Here is a 22654-nt window from a genome sequence, read left to right as displayed (position 1 = left end):
TGCCGGCAGGACAATGAGGGGCAGCGCTGACGTTGCAGGTTGTCCTCGTCAATTCGCGTCCGCTATCAATAGCCTCCAAAGTGGAGACGACACGATGGCTGACTTCAAGATCAGAACCCGCAACGCCGGCGCGCTCGCCGTCATGCCGCTGGGCGGCCTGCCGACGATAACCACTCCGACCGGTGGCATGGTCGATGTCGTTACACAAGTCAGCGCCCCCGGCTTCAGCCCGCTTGACCTGCTCTATGCCTCCTTGGCCGCCTGCATGGTGCTCAGCGCCCGCATCGCCGCGACCCGCCTCGGCGTCGCCGACAGGCTCGGCGAGGTGAGGGCGGACGTGACCGGTGAGAAGGCGAAGGAAGAGCCGTCGCGCGTAGAGACGTTCACCGTTAGATTGGAGATCACCGGCGACCTCGACGCGGCCACCAAAAAGCGCATCCTGGCGGATGCGGAAGACATCTGCACCGTCTCCAACACGCTGCGCGGCGCGCCGGCGCTTCATGCGACGCTGGGATGATCGCGATGGCGCATATCTCCGCAATCGACTACGCCACCGCCTCCGACGACATCCGCGCCGAGCATGACCGCGAGCTCAAGCTGCGCGGCCGCATGACCAACATGAAGCGCATCCTGCTGCATTCGCCCGCCGCGCATCGCATCTACGCCGAATGGTTCACGCTGCGAGACCTGCTGAAGCCCGCGCTCGACGACCGCGCCATCTGGCTGTTCTCGAAGGCGATTGCCGAGACGATGCGCGCCGAGGTCCCGGTCACCTTCTTCCGCCGCGCGCTGATCGATAGCGGCCTCGATCCAGAGGCGATCGAGCCGACCGTGGATGAGACGCTTTTGATCGACTTCGGCAAGGCGGTTGCCGCCGATACGAACGCCGTTCCGGACGAGACCTGGGCCGCGCTCAAGGCCCGCTACGACGAAACGCTGCTGGTCAATCTCACCGCCTTCGCCGGCATCATGGTGGCGACCTGCGTGTTCACCAATGCGGTGAAGGTGGATCTCGACCCGGAGCTGGATGGGTATCGGAGGAAAGCCTAGGTCGAGTTCCTTCGCGCCCCCCTCTGTCCTGCCGGACATCTCCCCACAAGGAGGGTTTTGCATGGGAGTCGATATTTAGCGCACGAGGCGGATGGGCGTTTTTTGAAAGGCGCTCTGGCCGCTTTGGCGGGTTATTTTGCCTCGCTCTTGGGGCCTCAGGCCGCCTTGGCAGTGGATTTTGGGCGGACTGCGCCTCATGCCGGCTTCCTCTTCGGGAAAAGGACTGCGGCCGCTCGCTGCAGATTGTAGCCGCAGCCGGCAAGCATGCACTGCGTCCTGTTGGTGGCAAGGTTGAAGAAGCGCAGTCGCCGCATGCCGTAGCGCTGTTTGAACACTGCAAACGGCCGCTCCACTGCCGCCCGCACCTTCGAGATCAGCCGGTTGCGCTGCTTCTGACGCGGCGTCAGCGGATGGTGCTTGTTGGCTCTGTGCATCAGCCGGTCCTTGATGCCGGCCTGCTTCAGCCGGGCATGGCGGGCATGGGTGTAGTAGGCTTGGTCGCCATAGGCCGCCTTCTCGTCCCCGATGATCAGGCCGTCGGCCGGCTCGGTATCGGTGACCGATGCATCCGTGAAGTCCATGCGCCGGATCAGCGTATGAGCATCGTCGACGCCGTTGTGCACCTTATAGCCGAACACGGTCTTGGTGCCCTTGCGTCCCCAACGTGCCTCGCCATCAGCCGATGGCCGCGCCGTCGCCTCCTCACCCTTCTTCGGCTTCGCCGGCGGGCGCGCGGCGGCCTGCATGAAGGAGGCATCAATCAACGTGCCGCGCTTGACGATCAGCCCCTTCTGCTCAAGCTGCCGCGTGATCTCATAAAACACCCGGTCGATCAGCCCATCGCACTTCAGCTCCTCGCGGAAACGCCACAACGTCGAATGGTCCGGCGTGGGGTCCGACAGGCTGAAACCGGCAAAGCGGCGGAACGACAGCCGGTCGCGCAGTTGTGCCTCCAGCGAAGGATCGCTGAGATTGTTCCACACGCCAAGCAGCAGACAGCGCAGCAAGGCCTCGGCCGGATAGCTAATATTGCCCCGTCCTGGTCCGCTGCGCTGACCAAGAAGCGCCTTGATCGGCACCCAGTCGATCACTCGCGAGATCTGGTCAAGCTCCGTCACATCCGACCACACCAGCCCATCCGCAAGGCTCAGTTGTCCAAGCACGCGATCGACCATCCGAATCATCTCCCCTTCATGCCGGACATACGGAATCACCAACTCAGTTCCGTGCAAAGCCCTCACAAGGGGGGAGATCAGCTGTCATCGCCGCTTTCGCCAATCACCGGCGTCGCAAGAAGGAGCGCCGCCGCCTCAGCTGCCAATCTCCCCCCAAGTGGGGGAGATGTCCGGCAGGACAGAGGGGGGCGCTGTCCCGCCGGCTTCTCCAACGATCTCATTCACTCCGCAGGAATCGGGTGGCCCTTACATTGGCTTCGCCCCACTTTGGTTCGCATCGAAGGAGCCGACCCATGACCATCCATTCCCTGAGCACCAAGCGCGCCAGCCGCTCCGCCGAATCCCGCGTCGCCGCGCAGGATTGGCGCGGCGTCGTCTCCGACCTCAATGCGCATGGCTGCGCCGTCATGCCCGGCCTGCTGACGGCCGAAGAATGCGCCGAAATCGCCAGCCTCTACCCGCATGAGGAGCATTTCCGCAGCCATGTGATCATGGCTCGTCACGGCTTCGGCAAAGGCGAATATGGCTACTTCAAATACCCGCTGCCGGACCTGATCGAAGGCCTGCGCACTGCGCTCTATCCGCGCCTAGCCGCGGTCGCCAACGATTGGAACGAGAAGATGGGCGTGGCGCTTCGCTATCCGGCCGACCACGCCGCTTTCCTAAAGCGCTGCCACGATGAAGGCCAGACCAGACCGACGCCGCTTCTCCTGCAATACGGCCCCGGCGACTTCAACTGCCTGCACCAGGACCTTTACGGCGCGCTCGCCTTTCCGCTGCAGGTGGCGATCCTGTTGTCCGAGCCCGGCGAGGATTTCACCGGCGGCGAATTCGTGCTCACCGAACAGCGCCCGCGCATGCAAAGCCGCGCCGAGGTGGTGCCGCTGAAGCGCGGCGACGCGGTGATTTTCGCCGCGCACAACCGGCCGGTGCAGGGTACGAGGGGGTTTTATCGGGTGAATCTGCGCCACGGCGTGAGTCGGTTGCGGTCGGGGCGGCGGCATACGGTGGGCATTATCTTCCACGACGCGAAGTAGGGCGCAGCGCCGTTCCTCGCCCCCGCCGAGGCGGGGGAGAGGTGTCCGCGAAGCGGACGGAGAGGGGGTCTTCGTAGGGCGCTCCCCCTCTCCGTCTCGGCTTCGCCGAGCCACCTCTCCCCCACTTCGTGGGGGCGAGGAACCTTCATCCTGCGGCGCTTCTGCCTCTTCCCCTCGCACCCTCATTCGCGTACACGCCGGGCCAAATCCCGCCACATCAGCGCAGTTTCCCGGACCGCCCCATGATCCGTCTCGAAAATATCGGCAAGCAGAACGGCCGACAGATCGTCTTCATCGAAGCTTCGGCCGCCTTGCAGAAGGGCGAGAAGGTCGGGCTGGTCGGCCCGAACGGCGCCGGCAAGACGACCTTGTTCCGCATGATCATCGGTGAGGAACAGCCGGACGAGGGCCAGGTCTCGGTCGATCGCGGCGTCACCATAGGCTATTTCAGCCAGGATGTCGGCGACATGGGCGGTATGAGCGCCGTAGCCGAGGTCATGGAAGGCGCGGGGCCGGTGAGCGCGGTGGCGGCTGAGATGCGCGAGCTCGAGCACGCCATGGGCGATCCCGAGCGCGCCGACGAGATGGACGCAATCATCGAGCGCTACGGCGAATTGCAGCACCGTTTCGAGGAGCTCGACGGCTATGCGCTGGACGGCCGCGCCCGCGAGGTGCTGGACGGGCTCGGCTTCAGCCAGGAGATGATGGACGGCGACGTCTCAAAGCTCTCAGGCGGCTGGAAGATGCGCGTCGCGCTGGCACGCATCCTGTTGATGCGACCCGACGTCATGCTGCTCGACGAGCCATCGAACCATCTCGACCTCGAAAGCCTGATCTGGCTGGAGAAATTCCTGAAGGACTATGACGGCGCGCTTTTGATGACCTCGCACGACCGCGAGTTCATGAACCGCATCGTCAACAAGATCATCGAGATCGATGCCGGCGCGCTCACGTCCTATTCCGGCAATTACGAATTCTACCAGGAGCAGCGGGCTCTCGCCGACAAGCAGTTGCAGGCGCAGTTCGAGCGCCAGCAGGCGATGCTGGCCAAGGAGATCGCCTTCATCGAGCGCTTCAAGGCGCGCGCCTCGCACGCCGCGCAGGTGCAGAGCCGGGTGAAGAAGCTCGACAAGATAGACCGCGTCGAGCCGCCCAAGCGCCGCCAGACGGTGGCCTTCGAGTTCCAGCCGGCGCCGCGCTGCGGCGAGGACGTGGCGACGCTGAAAGGCATCCACAAATCCTATGGCAGCCGCTCGATCTATTCGGGCCTCGACTTCCAGATCCGCCGCCGCGAGCGCTGGTGCGTGATGGGCGTCAACGGCGCCGGCAAGTCGACGCTGCTCAAGCTTGTGGCCGGCGCCTCCGAGCCCGACGAGGGCTCCGTCGCGCGCGGTCCGAGCGTCAAGATGGGCTATTTCGCCCAGCACGCCATGGAACTGCTCGACGGCGAGCGCACCGTCTTCCAGACGCTGGAGGATAATTTCCCGCAGGCCGGCCAGGCGCCGCTGCGCGCGCTTGCCGGCTGCTTCGGCTTTTCCGGCGACGAGATCGAGAAGAAGTGCCGCGTGCTGTCGGGCGGCGAGAAGGCCCGCCTGGTGATGGCGCTGATGCTGTTCGACCCGCCCAACCTCCTGGTGCTCGACGAGCCGACCAACCACCTCGACATCACGACCAAGCAGATGCTGATCGAGGCGCTGTCGCAGTATGAAGGCACGATGCTCTTCGTCTCGCACGACCGCCATTTCCTGGCGGCGCTGTCGAACCGCGTGCTGGAGCTCACGCCCGACGGCATCCACACCTATGGCGGCGGCTACACCGAATATGTCGCGCGCACGGGGCAGGAGGCACCGGGGCTGAGAAGCTAGGGATCTTTTTCAGAGCGCGTCGTAGACGGCGTCGATCAGCGCCTTGCGGCGCGGGTCGACATCGTCGAACCCCAGCATGCGGTTGGTGACGTAGCCGAACCCGACACCGGCGCCGGGATCGGCAAAGCCGATGGCGCCGCCCCAGCCGGTATGGCCGAAGCTTTGCGGCGATGCGCGACCGGCATAGACGGGATCCTCGATCTGATAGCCGGCGGCGAAGGCGGCCGGCAGCGCGAAGCTGTCGTCCATGCCGCGAAAGCGCGGCCTCCCGGCCTCCTCGATCGCCGCGCGGCCGATCAGGCGCTTGCCTTCAAACGTCCCGCCTGCCGCCATCATTCCGTAGATGCGCGCCAGCGCATGGGCGGTGGACTGGCCGTTGCCACCGGGCACCTCTGCGGCGCGCCAGGCGCGGTCGTTGGGCGCCAGGGCGCGGGGCGCCGGGTTGTCGCATGCATGGGGAAAGGGCGAGGCGCGCACGATGTCGACCCACTCCGAAGCCTTCGGGCCCTCGATCATCTCGGCGGCTCGGAAATCGTCCGTTTGCGGCAGGCCGACATGGAAATCGGCCCCAAGCGGGCCGGCGATTTCTTCCGCGATGAAGCGGCCGACGCTGCGCCCGTCGACGCGCCGCAGCACCTCGCCGGCAAGATGGCCGTAGCTGAGCGCATGATAGACGCAACGGCTGCCGGGCTCCCACAGCGGCGCCATGGCGGCAAGCGCATCGGCATAGGGCGTCCAGGCGAGCAGGCCTGCCTCGTCCATCGGCACGGCAAGGCCGTTCAGCCCGGACTGGTGCGACATGACCTGATCGAGTGTGATGCGCTCCTTGCCGCCGGCCGCGAATTCCGGCCAATAGCGCGCGACCGGCGCGGCATAGTCCAGCTTGCCGCGCTCCACCAGCATGGCGATCGCCAGCGCCACGACGCCCTTGGTGCAAGACCAGACATTGACCAGCGTGTCACGCCGCCATGGCCGGGTGCGCGCGGCATCGGCATGACCGCCCCAAAGGTCGACGACGGTCTTGCCGTCGGCCACGACTGAGACGCCGCCGCCATGTTCGAGGCCTTGGGAGAAACACCAGGCGAACGCGTCGCGCACGCCGGCAAAACGCGGATCGCAGAAACCCTCTATGGTCATGCGCGGATTCCCACCTAATGCGCCTCAGCCGAACAGCTTGGTCACAAAGCCGCTGAACCAGGCAAGCTGCCAGCATCCAATTAGCGCTGGACGCTGGCAAGCCATTCAAGCGCGCCGCCGGCGCTTACCCCTTCGCCAAGCCGCGGTCGATCAGCCGCGCCAGACGCGCCGAGAAGGCTTTGGCGTCGGCTGGCTTGTCGCCGTCGAGCACGCGCGCTTCGTCATAGAGCAGATGCGCGGCGTCCTCCTTGAACGCCTTGTCGCCGTCGCCGAGCTTTGCCAGCGCCGCCACGCGCTCATGGCGCGGGTTGATCTCGAGGATCGGCTTGGCGGCCTTGTCGAGCCGGCCGGCGGCGTTGAGCAGGCGCTCGAACTGGCGGTCCGGGCCATGCTCGGGCGCGACCAGGCAGACGGCGCTTTCGGTCAGCCGGTCGGAGGCCTTCACGTCCGACACCTCGTCGCCGAGCGTCGTCTTCACGAAGGCGAGGAACGCCGCGATATCCGACGACGTCTCGGCATCAGGCTTGGCCGCGTCGTCGGGCAGCGGGATATCCGCAAGCTCGGCCGCGCCCTGCGTCACCGACTTGAACGGCTTGCCGTCGAATTCCGGCGTCATCGTCACCCAGAAACTGTCGACCGGGTCGGTCAAGAGCAGCACCTCGATACCGCGCGCGCGAAACCCTTCGAGCTGCGGCGAGGCCTCCAGCCGGGCGCGGTCGTCGCCCGCCATGAAGAAGATCGCCTTCTGGCCTTCCTTCATCGCGGCGACGTAGTCGGCAAGGCTGCGCCAGCCTTCGCCCGAAGCGGTCGAACGGAAGCGGGCAAGCTTCAGCAGCTGTTCGCGCCGCTCGTAATCCTCATAGAGACCTTCCTTGAGGACGACGCCGAAATTCTCCCAGATCTTGGCATAGGTTTCGGCGTCGTTTTCGGTCGTCTTGGCAAGATCGCCGAGAACGCGGTTGGTCACGCCCTTGCGGATCGCGGCGAGCAGCGGGCTTTCCTGGATCATCTCGCGCGAGACGTTGAGCGGCAGGTCGGCGGAATCGACCAGGCCGCGCACAAAGCGCAAATAGCGCGGCAGGAGATCGGCATCGTCGGTGATGAAGACGCGCCGCACATAGAGCTTCATGCGGCCTTTGCGATCTTGGTCGAACAGGTCGAACGGCCGCGATCCGGGCACGAAGGCGAGCACGCTGTATTCCTGCCGGCCCTCGGCGCGGAAATGGATGGTCGAGGCCGGCTCGTCATATTGCCCGGCGACGCTGCGGTAGAAGTCGGTATATTCCTCCGGCTTGATCTCGCTCTTCTGCCGCACCCAGAGCGCCGTGCCGTCGGCGATGTCGCGCGGCTCGGCGCCGGGCTTCTCGACAAGCGTGATCGGCACCGGCACATGGCCCGACTGCGACTTCGCCAGCCCTTCGAGCCGGTATGGCGTGGCGTAGGAGGTGGCGTCCTCCATCAGATGCAGCACCACGCGGGTACCGCGCTTGGGCGCCGCCTCAAGCGGCACCGGCGCGATTTCATAAGTGCCCTTGCCGTCGGACGACCAGCGGAAGGCCTCGTCGCTGCCGGCCAGGCGGCTGATCACGTCGACCCGGTCGGCGACCATGAAGGCCGAGTAGAAGCCGACGCCGAACTGCCCGATGAGCTGCGTGTCCTCCGTCGCCTTGCCGGCCTCGACGCGCTCCATGAAAGCGCGCGTGCCGGAGCGCGCGATGGTGCCCAGCGCCTCCGCCATCTCCTCGCGGCTCATGCCGATGCCGTTATCCTCGACGACAAGCTCTTTGTTGTCCGGATCGGCGGCAATCATGATGCGCGGCTTCGGATCGTCGCCCAGAAGCTCGGGACGGCTGACCGCCTCGAAGCGCAGCTTCTCGCAGGCGTCCGCCGCGTTTGAGATCAGCTCGCGCAGGAAAACATCCCTGTCCGAATAGACCGAATGCACCATCATGTGCAGCAGCCGCGAGACGTCCGCCTCGAATGTCCTGGTTTCCGCCGTCTTTGTGTCCGTCGTCATTCAGAGTTCCTGGGTTGGTCGTTTTGTCCGCCGCGCCAACACGCGCCCGGGTTAAAATCTTCAGCCATTGTTTCTTGTGCCATTGCTGCTTGTGGATGCGCGCCCTGCCAGTGCCGCGGGCGCCAGCGAGACCATGTCGGGCGCCAGAATATCGTTGCGGCGGGCGAAGGCAACAAGGGTCGCTCGCACCGTCTCCGCGTCGATTTCGCCGGCAATGCCGGCTTTGCAGGCATTGAGCGCGATCGCATGCGCGCTGCTCCTGCTCGCGGCCGGCCAATCCTGCAGCAGGGCATAGGCTTCCGCCACGCTCTCCAGCCGCACCGGCAAGCCCATGCCGACAAGCACCGTGACAGGCTCTTCAAAGCGGTCGTGGTTCATGGTCTGGCCCTTCTTTCGGATGGATGCCCACAGTACCCGGGCGAAGCCCGCCGGCGAACGTATGCCTGCGCGGGTAGGGTGGTTGCAGGACGATGCCATGCGACCGCGGCTGGCCTATGCCGGGGAGGGCCTGCACATTGAGCGCGCCCGCCGGCGTGGTGTGCGTCGCTGAAATCTGCTGGTTCAGGCGCGGCGCCGGCAGCGCGCTGTGCGCCTTGGTCAAGACTTCGATCCAGGCGGCAACGGCCAGCGGCACCGGCGCGCGCCCCTCGATCCAGCGCGTCGCATCGGTCCGGGAACAGCCAAGCTCCTGCGCAAGGTCGCCGGCGTCCCATCGCAAGCTTCTCAGGCATTCCCGCAAGCGTCCTGCAATCATGGCAATCGCAATTCCCTTCGCCCAAATCCCATCGCGACATAGTTGGACGGCCCCCGCTGTGGCGGGGGCCGATTTCGCTCAGCTTCGCGCCGATGTTTCGGTGGACGACACCTGCTGCGCGGCAAGGAACATCAGCGTCGAGGCGACCGTCCGCCGGTTCCACCCGGTGGCTTCGGCCGCGTCGAGCAGTCCTGCCAGCAGCGGTTTCAGCGCGCTCCGGCATTCGGCTTCATAGGCGAGGAATTCGCTTGCCGAATGCGTCGGCGCGGGAATCGAGCCATCTGCGCTCATCATGTTCATAACGCCCTCCCAAGTTTTGGCGGAACGCCCGCTCCCGTAGCCGGGAGCGGGCTCTCGTCAGCGTCTCAGAAGTCCATGCCGGCGCCGGCCGGCACGGCCGGGGCGGCTTCCTTCTTCGGCTTTTCGGCCACCATCGCCTCAGTGGTGACGAGCAGACCGGCGACCGAGGCCGCATCCTGCAGCGCGGTGCGCACCACCTTGGCGGGGTCGATCACGCCCTGCTTGTAGAGGTCGCCATACTGGCCGGTCTGGGCGTTCCAGCCGTAGGCGAAGTCCGTCTTCTCGCGCAGCTTGCCGACGATGATCGAGCCTTCCGATCCGGCATTCTCGGCGATCTGGCGCGCCGGAGCCTCGATCGCGCGCCGCACGATGTCGACGCCGTATCTCTGATCGGGATTGTCGACAGCGACCGCGTCGAGCGCCTTGGCCGCCCTCAGCAGGGCAACGCCGCCGCCGGGCAGGATGCCTTCCTCGACCGCGGCGCGGGTGGCGTGCAGCGCGTCGTCGACACGGTCCTTCTTCTCCTTGACCTCGACTTCCGTCGCGCCGCCGACGCGGATCACCGCGACGCCGCCGGCGAGCTTGGCCAGCCGCTCCTGCAGCTTCTCGCGATCATAGTCGGAGGTGGTCTCCTCGATCTGGGCCTTGATCTGCGTGACGCGGCCCTGGATCTCCTCCTTCTTGCCGGCGCCGTCGACGATGGTGGTGTTCTCCTTCTCGATCGCGACCTTCTTGGCGCGGCCGAGCATCTCCAGCGTGACGTTCTCCAGCTTGATGCCGAGATCCTCGCTGATGGCCGTGCCGCCTGTCAGGATGGCGATGTCCTCCAGCATGGCCTTGCGGCGGTCGCCGAAGCCCGGAGCCTTGACGGCGGCGACCTTCAGCCCGCCGCGCAGCTTGTTGACCACCAGCGTGGCCAGAGCCTCGCCCTCGACATCCTCGGCGATGATCAGCAGCGGCTTGCCCGACTGGACGACGGCCTCGAGCACGGGAAGCAGCGCCTGGAGGTTGCCGAGCTTCTTCTCATGGATCAGCACATAGGGCTCGTCGAGCTCGACGCGCATCTTGTCCTGGTTGGTGATGAAGTAGGGCGAGAGATAACCGCGGTCGAACTGCATGCCTTCGACGACTTCCAGCTCGGTCTCGGCGGTCTTGGCTTCCTCGACGGTGATGACGCCTTCGTTGCCGACCTTTTCCATAGCCTCGGCCAGGAAACGTCCGATCTCGGCATCGCCATTGGCCGAGATGGTGCCGACCTGGGCGATCTCGTCGTTTCTGGTGATCTTGCGCGCATTGGTCTTGAGTTCGGCGACCACCGCATCCACCGATTTGTCGATGCCGCGTTTTAGATCCATCGGGTTCATGCCCGAGGCGACCGCCTTGGCGCCTTCGCGAACGATCGCTTGGGCAAGCACGGTGGCAGTCGTGGTGCCGTCGCCGGCGAGGTCGTTGGTCTTCGAGGCGACTTCGCGGACCATCTGGGCGCCCATATTCTCGAACTTGTCCTCAAGCTCGATCTCCTTGGCGACGGTGACGCCGTCCTTGGTGATGCGCGGGGCGCCGAACGACTTGTCGATGACGACGTTGCGGCCCTTGGGACCAAGCGTCACCTTCACCGCGTCGGCGAGGATGTTGACACCGCGCAGCATGCGCTCACGGGCGTCGGAATGGAATTTGACTTCCTTGGCGGCCATTGGATCACTCCTTGTCTAGGCAGCTTTCATTGACTGGGTTGCGGTTCGGTCGAAGCCCCGGTCAGGCGGCTTTCTTCAGCGTCGCGGCCTGCTCGATCACGCCCATCACGTCGCTTTCCTTCATGATGAGCAGATCCTCGCCGTTGAGCTTGATCTCGGTGCCCGACCACTTGCCGAACAGGATGCGGTCGCCGACCTTCACGTCGAGGGCCACGAGCTTGCCGCTCTCGTCGCGGGCGCCCGGGCCGACGGCGATGACTTCGCCTTCCTGCGGCTTTTCCTTGGCGGTGTCGGGGATGATGATGCCGCCGGCCGTCTTCTCTTCGGCCTCGATGCGGCGGACGAGCACGCGGTCATGCAGTGGACGGAACGTCATATCGTTCTCCTTCAGGACAAACGGATTGCGAGAGGTCCCTCCGCTCCGGACCGGGAGGACCGGAGCGGGGCTCGCGACCCTTTCGGCGTCGCGCGCATGTCGAGCTAATTTTGCCTTCTTCTACTTTCAAGGGGGTGCCAAAAAAATTTTGGCACTCTCGATCGTCGAGTGCTAGCGTGCTGAAAACATGCGGTAAATTGGGTCGCTCCGACAAAGGAAAGGCTTGAATTCGCGATTGAGCTGAACAAGATTATCGGCGCCCGGCAGCGCCGGACCGCTGAGAAATTTGGAACCCGAACCAAGGAGTTTTTGGAGACGGAGGACAGAAATGGACCGACAGACGCTCTCGCCGATCATTCCTTCCCTTGCTCCCGAAATATCAGACCTTTCGCTCGACCGGCTGCTGTCGCCGGCCAGCCATTTTCAGCACCCGCGGGATGTGCTGGAGGACGGCTCGCTCGACATATGGGAAAAGCGGGCGATCCTTTCGTCCTGGGCGTCCGACGCCTGCGCCGTGGAATCGATGCCGGCGCTGCGCCAGCCGCCGGGCGCCGAGCGGCCGGTCTCTTTCGACGACATCATGGATGCGCTGCGCCGGCTCGACGCAACCGTCCCGCCGCCCAGCGGCCCTGCCGATGACGACCACCGGCAGCTGGTCTACCGGCTGAGCGCGTGAGGGCGGAAGACAATGGTGAACGCGGTCAGCGCGGAAATCCGCTTGCAGCAGTCGGACGCTCGCGCAACGCTGGTCTTGGGCGGTCGATCGGGGGCGCCCGCATAGAGAAGATCCACACCAACCGAGCTTCTCTGTTCCGTCGCAAAGTCTTCGTATCCGCCATATGAATGATGCCAAGCGGCTCGATGAATGATGCCAAGCAGCTCGGTGCCTTCTCCCTTTTACAGCGGCGAATTTCAGCATCCATCGAGAGATGAAGTTAACATATGTTATGCCCGGCAGACGGATCACCTGGCAGCGGTTCCGCATAAGTTGCGACCGGCGATAACCTTAATTTCGGTTTCGGTTGCATAGGCTTCCCGAAAGGAAGGTAAAGGGCTAGATTAGCAATTCATTAAGTACGCGTGGGGCGTGAGTAAGGGATGTGTGGTGATGAATTTCAAGTCTCTGATCAAGCGGGCCGAGGACGTCGATAAGGAATTTCAGGAACTCCAATCGGATCTGGCGGAAGCATTCGAGGACGTTCTGAAGGATGATGAACAACCGCCGTCGGGAGACGATGCCGCTGCCGGTCAGGAACTCGTGGCAAGCGACGAGAATCCGCCGCCCGAAGAACAGCAGCCCGAGGCAGCGCCATCGCGGTTGACGCCCCATACCCAGACGCGGCTCGCCGCGCTGGAGGCCGTCGCCGGGCTTTTCCGCGATGGGCAGGGCCATCTGCAGGAGATCGAGGCGAAGCTGGCGGAGATCGCCACCGCGCATCACATGACGCGCGAGGTCCTCAACGTCTTCCATCGCGACGTGTTGCGCTCCAACGAGCTGGAGCTGGCAAATCTCGCTCTTACCGCCGAACACAAAACGCTTTCGGAACAATTGCTTGACGCCGCCCGCAAGCAGCGCGAGCGCGACGGCGCGGCCGAGGCCTGGCAACAGCGCGAGGCGAGCCTCGTCCAGGACCGCGAGCAGTTGCGCTCGGCGCTGGCGGCCGTGCGCCTGGAACTGGTGGAGATGAGCAATGAGAACGCCAGGCGCGAGACGGAGTTCGGTGAGATCGTCAAAGCCTTGACCGCTAAGACCGTCGAAGTCGACAGGCGCGGCGCCGAGAACAAGCTGCTGCGCGAGAAGCAGGTCGGCCTCACGGTCGACCTGGAGCAAGCGCAAAGACGCGAGGCTGAGGCCCGCCACAAGTTCGACGAGTTCGCGGCAACCCACGCCAGCGAAACCGCCCATATTGCCGAGCTGATGGCTCAGATCGGCAATCACGAAAAGGAAGAAACCCGGCTGCAGAAGGCGCTGGAGGCAACCCAGGCCAGGCTCGCCGAAACAGCCGAGGCGGCGCGGATCGCCGAAAGCGACAGCGCCGCCGAATTGGCGCGCAGCCAGGCCGAGATGCGTGGTTTGCGCGCCGAAATGCAGGAACTGCAGTCGCGCCTGGACAAGGTCTCGACCGACAATGGCGAAGCCTCGGCCGAAATCACCAGGCTCAAGGGGCAGTTGAACGATGCCGTCACCGAACGCCAGATCGCCGAGGAAAGGCTCGCCGTTCTCAGGGAAGAGAGCGAAGCCGACAAGAAGAATTTGTCGGAGGTCAGCACCAATCTCTCACAGCTTTCGTTGCAGCAGGCGTCCGAGCAGATCCAGCTCGATATCCAGAAGCAGGAATGCGAGGATCTGCACGCCGAGGTCGAAGCGCTCAATGCGCGCATCCGGGAATTGCTGCCTTACGAGCGGCTGCATCGGGTGACCGACGCAAGGTCGCGCAAGGATGCCGCGCCTCAGGCCAACGGGATCATCGCGGAAGCAGCGCGCCCGGCCGCGCGGCGTGTTCCGCGGCGGAACTTGCGAGCCAACGCGGGCTGAGAAAACCGCCGCGCCTGGAACTGCTGTGGCGGGCTACTTGCCCGTCATGCCGTCGGCAAGGTCCTGAGCTTGCTTGAGCAGCGCCGGGAAGGACGGATCGCCGGGCAGACGCTCAGCCATGCAGGCGCGGTAGTCGGCATCGCCCTTTTCCCAGGCGGCGTTGGCGGGATCGGAAGCCTGCGAGTCGTCCTGGTCCGAGCCCTCGTTGCCCTGCTGGGCTTTCTGCGCGGCGGCGTCGGCGGCTGCCCAGATCGAATCGCAGGCCGCGATCTTCGGCACGGCGGGGGAGGCGGGCGCCTCGGCGATCAGCGCTCGGTCACCTTTGACCACCGCCACCACGACATGCTGCTCGTAGATCGGCCCGACATCCTGCGTCCAGCCGCCGAGCCGGGCCACCACCATGTCGGCGCCGTCGGGCTTCTTCAGCGGAAAGTCGAGCGTGCCGGAGAAGGCGGCGTCGCTGCCGATGGCCTGGGTGTAGAAGCTGTCGAGCTTCAGCGCCGCCCCGATATCGGTGGGCAGCTTGAAATCCGCTTCCGCCTCGGTCGATTTGGACTTGAGCCAGCGCTCGGTCAGCCCGCGCGTCGAGACGACGATGCTCGGGCCGTCGTCGCTCTGGGCATAGCGCAGCCCGTCGAGCATGCCATAGCCGATATCGGAGGCGTTGAGGCTTTCGATGTTGTTGGTGCCGGTCGCCGGAAAACCCTTGACCGAAAGCGGGCCGAGAATGGCGGCGAGACGCTGCTTCAGGTCGGCCAGCGCCTTCTCGTTCTGCGCGTCGATGGTTTCGATGGCCGTGTTGGCGCTTACCTGCGCGGTGATGTCGGCAATCGCCTTGTCGCGCGCCGCGATATAATCGTCTTCCGGCGAGGCGGCGAGCGCCGCGCTGCCCGCCAGCGCGAGGAGAAGTGTCAAGACCAGCCGCATGATGTGCCCCGTTTCGCCGAAAACCGTATGCATGTCTTGCAGGCAAGATTGGGCTAAAAAAAGACTTAGGCGCTGCCGCTGAAGCTGCCAATCTCCCCCACAAGGGGGGAGATGCCCGGCAGGGCAGAGGGGGGCGCGAAGGAACGCAAACCATTGAGGTCGTCATCCTAGGGCGAAGCAAGGAGCGAAGCGACGCAGCGCAGACCCTAGGATCCATGCCGTAACGCTAAGGTGTTGCAACGGTTCAGAATTCTGCTCCGCTGCGTCCTCCGGAGAAGGTCACGGCATGGATCCTCGGGTCAAGCCCGAGGATGACGAAGCGCTGGGACGGGCCGATCCAAGTACCGATCCGTCGGCGGGACAGCGCCCCCTCTGTCCTGCCGGACATCTCCCCCACAAGGGGGGAGATCAGCAGTTCCCGTGCTGCACCTGGCTCAACTGTCCTTGCGCTTGTCGACTTCCGCCTTGCGCAACAGGAACCGCTGGATTTTGCCGCTCGGCGTCTTCGGCAGCTCGCTCACGAACTCGACCTCGCGCGGATAGGAGTGTGCCGAGAGCTGCTTCTTCACATGCTGGGCGAGTTCCTCGGCCAGCGCCTCGCTGCCTTTGTAAGCGGGCGCCAGCACCACGAAGGCCTTGACGATTTCGGTGCGCTGCGGATCGGGCACGCCGACCACCGCCGCCTCGTTGACCGCCGGGTGCTCGATCAGCGCGCTTTCGACATCGAAAGGCCCGATGCGGTAGCCGGAAGAGGTGATGACGTCGTCGGCCCGGCCGATAAAGGAGACCGAGCCGTCCGGCTCGTACTCCACCGTGTCGCCGGTGCGATAATAGCCGCCAGCGATCGCCGGCGTTTCCGCCTGGTGGTAGCCGTCGAACCAGCGCAGCGGCGAGTTGGCGATGTCGACGGCAAGCACGCCCGGCTGGTTGGGGCCGAGCTCGTTGCCTTCATCGTCCAGCACCACCATGCGATAGCCCGGCATGGCGAAACCGGCCGAGCCCGCGCGTACCGGATGCCTGAGCCCGTGATGGTTGTTGACCATCATGCCGTTCTCGGTCTGGCCGTAATGGTCGTGGATCGGCGCGGCGAGATGGGCGTCGAACCAGCGGATCACTTCCGGGTTGAGCGGCTCGCCGGCGCTGCTCGCCACGCGCAGCTTTCCTTTGACGCGGGCCGCGGCCTCGGGCCCTTCCGCCATCAGCAGGCGGTAGGCCGTCGGCGAGCCGGCAAGGCTCGTGACGCCCAGCCGCTCGATGATGTCGTAGGTCGATTTGGCGTTGAAGGCGCCTTCGTAGAAGGTGGTGGCGATGCCGAGCAGCAAGGGCCCGGTGATGGCGTAGTAGAGCCCGTAGGCCCAGCCGGGATCGGCGATGTTCCAGAAGACGTCGTCGGGGCGAAGCCCGATCGCGTCGCGCATATAGGCGCCGAAGGCAAGAAGCGCGCTGAGCGGCACCGGCACGCCTTTCGGGTGCCCGGTGGTGCCGGAGGTCGACATCATCATGAACAGGTCCGAGCCCTTGCGCATCACCGGCTCGCAGTCGGGGGAGGCGGCGGCGAGCGCCGCGCGGAAATCGATGTCGCCTGCGGGCAGCGTCTCGCCGGGGGCGAGAATGGTCGCGATGCGCGGGCGGTTTTCCACCTCATCGAGCTTGCCGCGGTTGGCGGGGTTGGTCACCACCAGCTTCGCCTTGCTGTAGCTCAAGCGATGCTCGATCGCCTTCGGTCCGAAGGCGGTGAACAGCGGCTGATAGACGGCGCCGATCCGCCATGTGCCGAGGATCAGCGCTACAAGCTCGGGAATGCGTGGCAGCATGCCGGCCACGACATCGCCGGGGCCGACGCCGAGACTTTTGAGCAGGGTGCCGACACGGCCCGACATGTCGGCGAGGTCTTCGAAGGAATATTCGCGCAATTCGCCGCCGGCCGAGATCGCGCGCAGCGCCAGCCGGTTCTCGCCTGTATAGCGGCCGCAGCATTCGACATAGGCGTTGATGCCGGTCGCCGGATCGCCGTGAAGCCTGGCGATCTCGTCCTCGATGCGGAAGCGCTCGACGGCATCCTCATAGCGCGGCAGCGCCGCCGGCGTGTCGGTCATGGCAATCCTCCCTTGGCGGCGGTCATCTCCCATGATCGCCGCCAAGGGAGATTGCCCGAAAAGAGGGCGCTGGTCGATTGCGGCGAAAGTCGATGGACCTTGGCAAGCGAGTGAGGTCGCGCTCCACGGCGCCCCCTCTGTCCTGCCGAACATCTCCCCACAAGGGGGGAGATTGGCAGCTTCAGCGCCGGCCCTCCCTTACTACATCGGCGATTGGCGAAACCCGGCGCGACATCCGATCTCCCCCAAGTGGGGGAGATGTCCGGCAGGACAGAGGGGGCGCGAAGGAATGCAAACCCTCTATGGCCGCCTACGCCGCGAGCTAAGGCAAGCGCAGCCCCTGCGCCTCCATATGCCGCTTCCAGCGGTTGCGCAGCTCTCCCGGCCGGCAGCCGATGCGCTCGTCGAGGAACTCCGCCGCGCTGACGCGGTCGGTGCGGAAATGGCGGAAATTCTGGCGCAGCTCGCACCAGGCGGCGAGCAGCCGCACCGTCTCGGCGTAGCCGATCATGGTCGGCCAGATCACGCGCTCGCTCTCGTCGCCCTGTTCGTTGCGGTAGCGGATCCGGATCTTGTGGCCCTTGCGGATCGAAGCCCGCGCCTTGGCGATATCCAGCCCGTCCGGCAGGCTCGCGCGGCTGAGCGGCGCGCCGACGGTTGGATTGCTGACGAAGGGGCGCAGCCGCTCGGGCACGACGGTGGCGATCTTGGCGATCAGGTCGCGCGCCGCGCCCGCCAGCACGGGGTCGCCCTTGTCGGCCACCCATTGCGCGCCGAGCACCGCCGCCTCCAGCTCGTCCGGCGTCAGCATCAGCGGCGGCATGTCGTAGTCGCGGTCGAGCACATAGCCGAGGCCGGCCTCGCCTCGGATCGGCACGCGCTGTCCGATGAGGTCGGCGATGTCGCGATAGACCGACCGGCGCGAGGTCTCGAGCTCCTCGGCGATCCGGCTGGCGGTGATCGGCCGGCTCGAGCGCCGCAGGATCTGGATGATCTGGAACAGTCTGTCGGCGCGGCGCAAGGCAAGTCTCCTGTTGCCACTATGCTGGCAGCAGGCCTGGTCCACAAGCCGGGGCAGGGCTCCTGAACGGGCGCGCCCAGCCGCGAAGATCTCTTCGTCGGCCAGCCGACGGAGAAGACCAGATGAATTTCGTTTCGACCCGCATCATCACCGCCGACGTCAAGCGGCTCGTCGCCTTCTACGAGACAGTCACGGGCATGAAGCTCACGCTCTACACCGAGGACTTCGCCGAGCTGGTCACGGAAGCGGGCACGCTGGCGATCGGCAGCACGCGCACGCTTGCGCTCTTCGGCGGCGACCACGTGGCAAGCCCGGCGGCAAATCGCACCGCCATCATCGAGTTCCGCGTGGCCGATGTCGATGAGGAATACCGCAGGCTTGCCGGGAGTCTGGGCGAAGCGCTGGTGCAGGCGCCGACCACAATGCCCTGGGGCAACCGCTCGCTACTGTTTCGCGATCCCAACGGCAATCTGGTGAACTTCTTCACGCCGGTGACGGAGGCGGCGATAGCGAAGTTTGGCGGGTGAGGGATTGCTATGCCCAGCGCGAAGGAATGAGACGCGGCCGGCTAGCGTGCTTGGCTCTGCGTCAACCGTGCGGTTGACGCCGTGCGCCATCCATCCGATATCCCGCGCAAATCTGTTCCGGGATGTCCATGACTACCGATCTCAAACAACCGGCCGCCGACGCCGCCTGGCAGGACGATGTCCGCGCCGGCGTGCGCCATGTGCGCGACCTTGCCCCGCTGCCGCTCTCGCCGGCCGAGCGCGCCGCCGCGCAGGAGGCCGCCGCGGCCCACAAGGTGCGCGTGCCAAAACCCTATCTCGACCTGATCGACTGGAACGACCCGGACGATCCGATCCGCGCCCAGGTGATCCCTTCGCCCGACGAGCTGGTCGCCGCCGAGGGCGAGCTCGACGACCCGATCGGCGACCATGCCTTCAGCCCGGCGCCCAGGCTGACGCACCGCCATGCCGACCGCGTGCTTCTGTTCCCCACCTATCAATGCGCGGTCTATTGCCGTTTCTGCTTCAGGAAGGAGTCGCTGACCTCGATCGGCCGCGGCTATACGCGGGAAGCCCTGGAGCCGGCGCTGGCCTATATCGCCGGGCATCCCGAAATCCGCGAGGTGATCCTGACCGGCGGTGATCCGCTGTCGCTGCCCGACAAGGCGTTGGCCGAGATCCGCGCCCGCCTGGAGGCGATCCCGCATCTGAGGCTCCTGCGCATCCACACCCGCGTGCCGGTGGCGCTGCCGTCGCGCATCACGCCCGGCCTGGTCGAGGCGCTGCAGGGCCGGCTGATGGTGAGCGTGGTCACGCACTTCAACCACGCGCGGGAAATCACACAGGCCACGGAGGAAGCTTGCCGCGCGATGCGGCAGGCGGGTTTCGTGCTGCTCAACCAGAGCGTTTTGCTGAAAGGCGTCAACGATAAGGTCGAGGTGCTGGAGGAGCTCTGCCGCGAGCTGATGTACCGTCTCGGCGTGAAACCCTATTACCTGCACCACGGCGACCTCGCGCGCGGCATGGCGCACCGTCGCACAACGATCGCCGAGGGCCAGGCGCTGGTGGCGGAACTGCGCCGGCGGCTCTCCGGCATCTGCATCCCGACCTATGTCATCGACCTGCCGGACGGCTGCGGCAAGGTGCCGCTGGCGGCGAGCCATATCGAGGGCCGCGACGGTGACACCTGGCTGATCAGAGGCCAGGACGGCAAGGTGCGGGAATACAAGGAAGTGGTTGGCCAGGACTGACGCCGTATCTGTCTTGCCGGCGTCCGGCGACGGCGCTTGCCCGCCCGACTTTGGCCCCCATTGCGCAGCAGAAGGAACTCCATCTCGCGCCCCGCATTCTATGAGCGGGGACTGAAGGAGCGCCGCGTGAAGGCTTTGTTGGGAATTGCCGGTGGGTTCGTGCTGACCTTGGCCGTGTTCGCCAGCGGGCTTGCCTTCGCCACCTGGATGCTGGCCGCCAAGCCGGTGCGCCAGGCAACCCCCACGATCGGCGTTTCCGAGCTCTGGACGAAGGACGCGCAGCCGGTCGATCCGCAGAAGCAGAATCTCGAGCGCATTCCCGCCCAGCAGGCCGCGCCCGCCAAGGCGGGCGGCGAGCCGACCCCGGGCGAACCAGCCAAGGCGGCTGGCGCCACCCAGCTCGCGGCGCCGGCGGCGACCGCACAGCCGAAGCTGCAGCCATTGCCGGACGTTTCCGCTCCCATCCAGCCCGCGCCGGCCGCCAACGCGGCCCAGCAGCCGACGCCGGCCGATCAGCAGGCTCAGCAACAATTGCCCGTCGCCCATCTGCAATGGTGCGCGACGCGCTACCGCAGCTACCGCCCGGACGAAAACAGCTACCGTTCCTACAGGGGCGAGCTGCGCCCCTGCATCTCGCCCTATTACGATCCCGGCGACCGCACCGCCTCGACCGGCCAAAGCGATCAGACCAGCGATCAGGGCGCGAACGACCGGCAGGCCGCCACGGCCGGCGACGGGATCAACGAGACGAGCGACGACCAGGCCGAGATGCAGGGCTATGCCCCGTTCGGCGACGGCTACGCCACAACCTATGGCGGCCCGCCGGAGGAGATCTCGCCGGAGGCGGAGGCCGCCCAGGCCTCCAGCCGGCCGGTCTCGGCCGACCATATCGACTATTGCTTCAGCCGCTACCGCTCCTACGATCCGCGCGACAACACCTACCAACCCTTCGACGGCGGCCCGCGCCGCCAGTGCGAGTAGGGCCAACGCTTTTCCTCGCCTCCGCCAGCGGCGGGGGGTCCGAACGACGGGCGAGACCCGTGGCCGGAACGGTGGCCGCGAAGCGGCCGGAGAGGGGGCCTGCGGCGCCGGCGGGCTCGCTCAGCATCCTTACGTCGGCGCTCCCCCTCTCCGTTTCGGCTTCGCCGAGCCACCTCTCCCCCGATCGACGGGGTAGAGGAAGGCGCCAAGCTTTTTGCCGTCAACGCTCGTCCAGCAACGCTCCCCTCCTTTCCCTCCGGAGGAGGGGAAAGGTGGCGCTGCGAAGCAGCGACGGATTGGGGGAACCACCTGGCAATCGAGCCGAGGCCTGATCAGTCACGCCCGTCACAGAAGATGTGTGCATCCCCTGGCCACATTCGTGGGGGCCAAGAAAAGAGGGCAGCGCCGCGTTCCGCCACACCCCTCTGTCCTGATTGCTTTCGAGCGACGAAAGCCGGCAGGCCAGAGGGGGCGCTCTCCCGCCCGCATCTCAAGGCTAGCCCACCGATCTCACCCCACGACCTTCCCCGGATTCATCACATGACCCGGATCGATCAGCGCCTTGATCGCCTTCGCCAAATCCCGCTTCACTGGGTCGGCGTAGCGCTCATACGCCTCGCGCTTCTCCAGCCCGACGCCATGCTCGGCCGAGAACGAGCCGCCGGCTTCGCGCAGGCCCTGGTAAAGCACGTCCTCGATCGCCGCGTGCCGCTCATGCGGAAGCGGGCCGTCGCAATTGATCGAGATGTGCAGATTGCCGTCGGCGAGATGGCCGTAGACATAGGGCGCGTAGGCGGCGTCGATCCGCTTCAGCCCGGCCTCGATGCGCGCCACATAGGCGTCCAGCGCGCCGCCCGGCACCGACACGTCGAAGGAGGGCGCCATCGGGTGCGCGCGCTCGATCTCAACTGTCTCCTCGCGCAGCCGCCACATCTGGGCGGCTTGCGCCTCGGAGCTCGCGACCAGCCCGTCGATGATGCCGGCCTCTTCCCAGATCGCCGCCAGCCCGTCCTCAAACACCCCTCTGGCCGCCTCGACACTGTCCGCGCTGAGCCCCAGCACCAGTAGGCAGGGCGCATCGAGCGGCAGCTGCCCGGGCGCATAGCCCAGCCCCCGCTGCATCAGCGAGGCGAAATTGCGCCACAGGATCTCGGCGGCGCTGAGCCGCGCGCTGGTCGAGCCCAGAAAATGCCGCACGATGCGCTGGGCGCTTGCCGCATCCGGCACGCCGACCAGCGCCGTGGCGCTGGCGCCTGCCACCGGGTCGAGCCGCACCGCCACGCGCGTGACCATCCCAAGCGTGCCCTCCGCGCCAATGAAGAGATGTTTTAGATCATAGCCGGCGCTGGTCTTGAGCACCCTTGTGAGGTCGGAAAACACCCGCCCGTCCGGCAACACGGCTTCAAGGCCGAGCACGCGGTGGCGCATCGTGCCGTTGCGAAACGCCATGATGCCGCCGGCATTGGTGGAAACCATGCCGCCGATCGTGGCGCTGCCGCGCGCCGCAAGATCGATGCCCGGGTCGAGCCCATGCGCCGCCGCCGCCTCCCGCAGCCCCCAGCGTCACCCCCGCCTGCACGATCGCCACCCGCGCGAACGGATCGATCTCCTCGATTTGGGCAAGCCCGCCGAGATCGCAGATGATCTGCCCTTGGGAAGTCGCTGCCCCGCCCGCCAGCCCCGTGCGCCCGCCTTGGGCGACAAGGCTGATGCCACGCTCCGCGCAAAACCGCACCAGCGCCGCGACGCCCTCGACATCACGCGGCCGCACCAGCGCCGAAGCGCCGAAATTGCGGGCATCGAAGCCGGGATCGCGCGAGGCGAGCTCGGCGGCGTCCCAGATGGTGGTGGAGGGCAGGGCGGCGCGCAAAGCGGCGATGAGGGAGGCGGACATGCGAAGGCTCCGGGGCGGGAAGCGATATTCTATAGAGG

21 protein-coding genes and 1 pseudogene are annotated in these 22654 nt (G+C 66.0%); 9 read left to right on the top strand and 13 right to left on the bottom strand.

Going from position 1 to position 22654, the window contains the following annotated elements:
* Positions 1-94: 94 nt before the first annotated feature.
* A complete protein-coding gene (locus EJ072_RS00580) occupies positions 95-517 on the top strand; it encodes an OsmC family protein (RefSeq protein ID WP_126078127.1) in 423 nt (140 codons plus the stop codon).
* Positions 518-522: 5 nt separating this feature from the next.
* Positions 523-1050 carry a hypothetical protein gene (locus EJ072_RS00575; RefSeq protein ID WP_126078126.1) on the top strand — a complete coding sequence of 176 codons (528 nt, stop codon included), beginning with the start codon at positions 523-525 and terminating at the stop codon, positions 1048-1050.
* A 194-nt stretch (positions 1051-1244) separates the two neighbouring features.
* On the opposite strand, the gene EJ072_RS00570 is transcribed toward EJ072_RS00575, so the two are convergent.
* The gene (locus EJ072_RS00570; protein WP_189343098.1) at positions 1245-2225 is read right to left on the bottom strand and encodes an IS5 family transposase; all 981 of its coding nucleotides are present in this window, start codon (positions 2223-2225) and stop codon (positions 1245-1247) included.
* Between the two features lie 293 nt (positions 2226-2518).
* On the opposite strand from EJ072_RS00570, the gene EJ072_RS00565 reads away from it, so the two are divergent.
* Positions 2519-3262 carry a 2OG-Fe(II) oxygenase gene (locus EJ072_RS00565; RefSeq protein ID WP_126078124.1) on the top strand — a complete coding sequence of 248 codons (744 nt, stop codon included), beginning with the start codon at positions 2519-2521 and terminating at the stop codon, positions 3260-3262.
* A gap of 242 nt (positions 3263-3504) precedes the next feature.
* Positions 3505-5127: an ABC-F family ATP-binding cassette domain-containing protein gene (locus EJ072_RS00560; protein WP_126078123.1), complete on the top strand. Its 1623-nt coding sequence runs from the start codon at positions 3505-3507 to the stop codon at positions 5125-5127.
* Positions 5128-5136: 9 nt separating this feature from the next.
* Here the strand turns inward: EJ072_RS00560 and EJ072_RS00555 are convergent, their stop codons facing one another.
* The 7 genes from EJ072_RS00555 to groES form a co-directional block, all read right to left on the bottom strand.
* A complete protein-coding gene (locus EJ072_RS00555) occupies positions 5137-6264 on the bottom strand; it encodes a serine hydrolase domain-containing protein (protein ID WP_126078122.1) in 1128 nt (375 codons plus the stop codon).
* A gap of 124 nt (positions 6265-6388) precedes the next feature.
* Positions 6389-8281 carry a molecular chaperone HtpG gene (gene htpG, locus EJ072_RS00550; RefSeq protein WP_126078121.1) on the bottom strand — a complete coding sequence of 631 codons (1893 nt, stop codon included), beginning with the start codon at positions 8279-8281 and terminating at the stop codon, positions 6389-6391.
* Between the two features lie 60 nt (positions 8282-8341).
* On the bottom strand, positions 8342-8659 hold the full coding sequence (locus tag EJ072_RS00545; protein WP_126078120.1) for a DUF982 domain-containing protein: 318 nt from the start codon (positions 8657-8659) through the stop codon (positions 8342-8344).
* Complete coding sequence (locus EJ072_RS35765) at positions 8640-9035, bottom strand: hypothetical protein (protein WP_189343181.1); 396 nt, start codon at positions 9033-9035, stop codon at positions 8640-8642. Before EJ072_RS35765 ends, EJ072_RS00545 begins: the two co-directional genes overlap by 20 nt.
* Before the next feature lie 78 nt (positions 9036-9113).
* Entirely contained in the window at positions 9114-9335 is a 222-nt protein-coding gene (locus EJ072_RS00535; protein ID WP_126078119.1) for a hypothetical protein, read from the bottom strand.
* 65 nt (positions 9336-9400) lie between these two features.
* Entirely contained in the window at positions 9401-11029 is a 1629-nt protein-coding gene (groL, locus tag EJ072_RS00530; protein ID WP_126078118.1) for a chaperonin GroEL, read from the bottom strand.
* Between the two features lie 61 nt (positions 11030-11090).
* The gene (gene groES, locus EJ072_RS00525) at positions 11091-11405 is read right to left on the bottom strand and encodes a co-chaperone GroES (protein WP_126078117.1); all 315 of its coding nucleotides are present in this window, start codon (positions 11403-11405) and stop codon (positions 11091-11093) included.
* Between the two features lie 328 nt (positions 11406-11733).
* On the opposite strand from groES, the gene EJ072_RS00520 reads away from it, so the two are divergent.
* A complete protein-coding gene (locus EJ072_RS00520) occupies positions 11734-12081 on the top strand; it encodes a hypothetical protein (protein ID WP_126078116.1) in 348 nt (115 codons plus the stop codon).
* Between the two features lie 432 nt (positions 12082-12513).
* The gene (locus EJ072_RS00515; RefSeq protein WP_126078115.1) at positions 12514-13941 is read left to right on the top strand and encodes a hypothetical protein; all 1428 of its coding nucleotides are present in this window, start codon (positions 12514-12516) and stop codon (positions 13939-13941) included.
* 33 nt (positions 13942-13974) lie between these two features.
* Here the strand turns inward: EJ072_RS00515 and EJ072_RS00510 are convergent, their stop codons facing one another.
* From EJ072_RS00510 to EJ072_RS00500, 3 genes are all read right to left on the bottom strand, one after another.
* Positions 13975-14868 (bottom strand): hypothetical protein, encoded by an 894-nt coding sequence (locus tag EJ072_RS00510; protein WP_126078114.1) that lies wholly within the window; start codon positions 14866-14868, stop codon positions 13975-13977.
* A 434-nt stretch (positions 14869-15302) separates the two neighbouring features.
* Positions 15303-16964 carry an acyl-CoA synthetase gene (locus tag EJ072_RS00505; protein WP_126078113.1) on the bottom strand — a complete coding sequence of 554 codons (1662 nt, stop codon included), beginning with the start codon at positions 16962-16964 and terminating at the stop codon, positions 15303-15305.
* Between the two features lie 322 nt (positions 16965-17286).
* A complete protein-coding gene (locus tag EJ072_RS00500) occupies positions 17287-17985 on the bottom strand; it encodes a YafY family protein (RefSeq protein ID WP_126078112.1) in 699 nt (232 codons plus the stop codon).
* A 122-nt stretch (positions 17986-18107) separates the two neighbouring features.
* Between EJ072_RS00500 and EJ072_RS00495 the strand changes: the two genes are divergently transcribed.
* The 3 genes from EJ072_RS00495 (at position 18108) to EJ072_RS00485 (ending at position 20722) form a co-directional block, all read left to right on the top strand.
* Positions 18108-18512, top strand: a complete 405-nt coding sequence (locus EJ072_RS00495) for a VOC family protein (protein WP_126078111.1) — start codon at positions 18108-18110, stop codon at positions 18510-18512.
* Between the two features lie 128 nt (positions 18513-18640).
* The gene (locus tag EJ072_RS00490) at positions 18641-19741 is read left to right on the top strand and encodes a KamA family radical SAM protein (RefSeq protein WP_189343180.1); all 1101 of its coding nucleotides are present in this window, start codon (positions 18641-18643) and stop codon (positions 19739-19741) included.
* Between the two features lie 126 nt (positions 19742-19867).
* Complete coding sequence (locus tag EJ072_RS00485; protein ID WP_245467139.1) at positions 19868-20722, top strand: BA14K family protein; 855 nt, start codon at positions 19868-19870, stop codon at positions 20720-20722.
* 510 nt (positions 20723-21232) lie between these two features.
* On the opposite strand, the gene EJ072_RS00480 is transcribed toward EJ072_RS00485, so the two are convergent.
* Together EJ072_RS00480 and EJ072_RS00475 are read right to left on the bottom strand one after the other, a co-directional pair.
* Positions 21233-22015 (bottom strand): FAD-linked oxidase C-terminal domain-containing protein, encoded by a 783-nt coding sequence (locus EJ072_RS00480; RefSeq protein ID WP_245467328.1) that lies wholly within the window; start codon positions 22013-22015, stop codon positions 21233-21235.
* Positions 22016-22156: 141 nt separating this feature from the next.
* Positions 22157-22616 (bottom strand): annotated as a pseudogene (locus EJ072_RS00475) (FAD-binding oxidoreductase); the annotation flags it as partial.
* Positions 22617-22654: the final 38 nt, after the last annotated feature.

The sequence above is a fragment of the Mesorhizobium sp. M2A.F.Ca.ET.046.03.2.1 genome, assembly GCF_003952425.1.
Taxonomy (GTDB): Bacteria; Pseudomonadota; Alphaproteobacteria; order Rhizobiales; family Rhizobiaceae; genus Mesorhizobium.
This window is presented reverse-complemented; position numbering and strand designations above follow the sequence as displayed.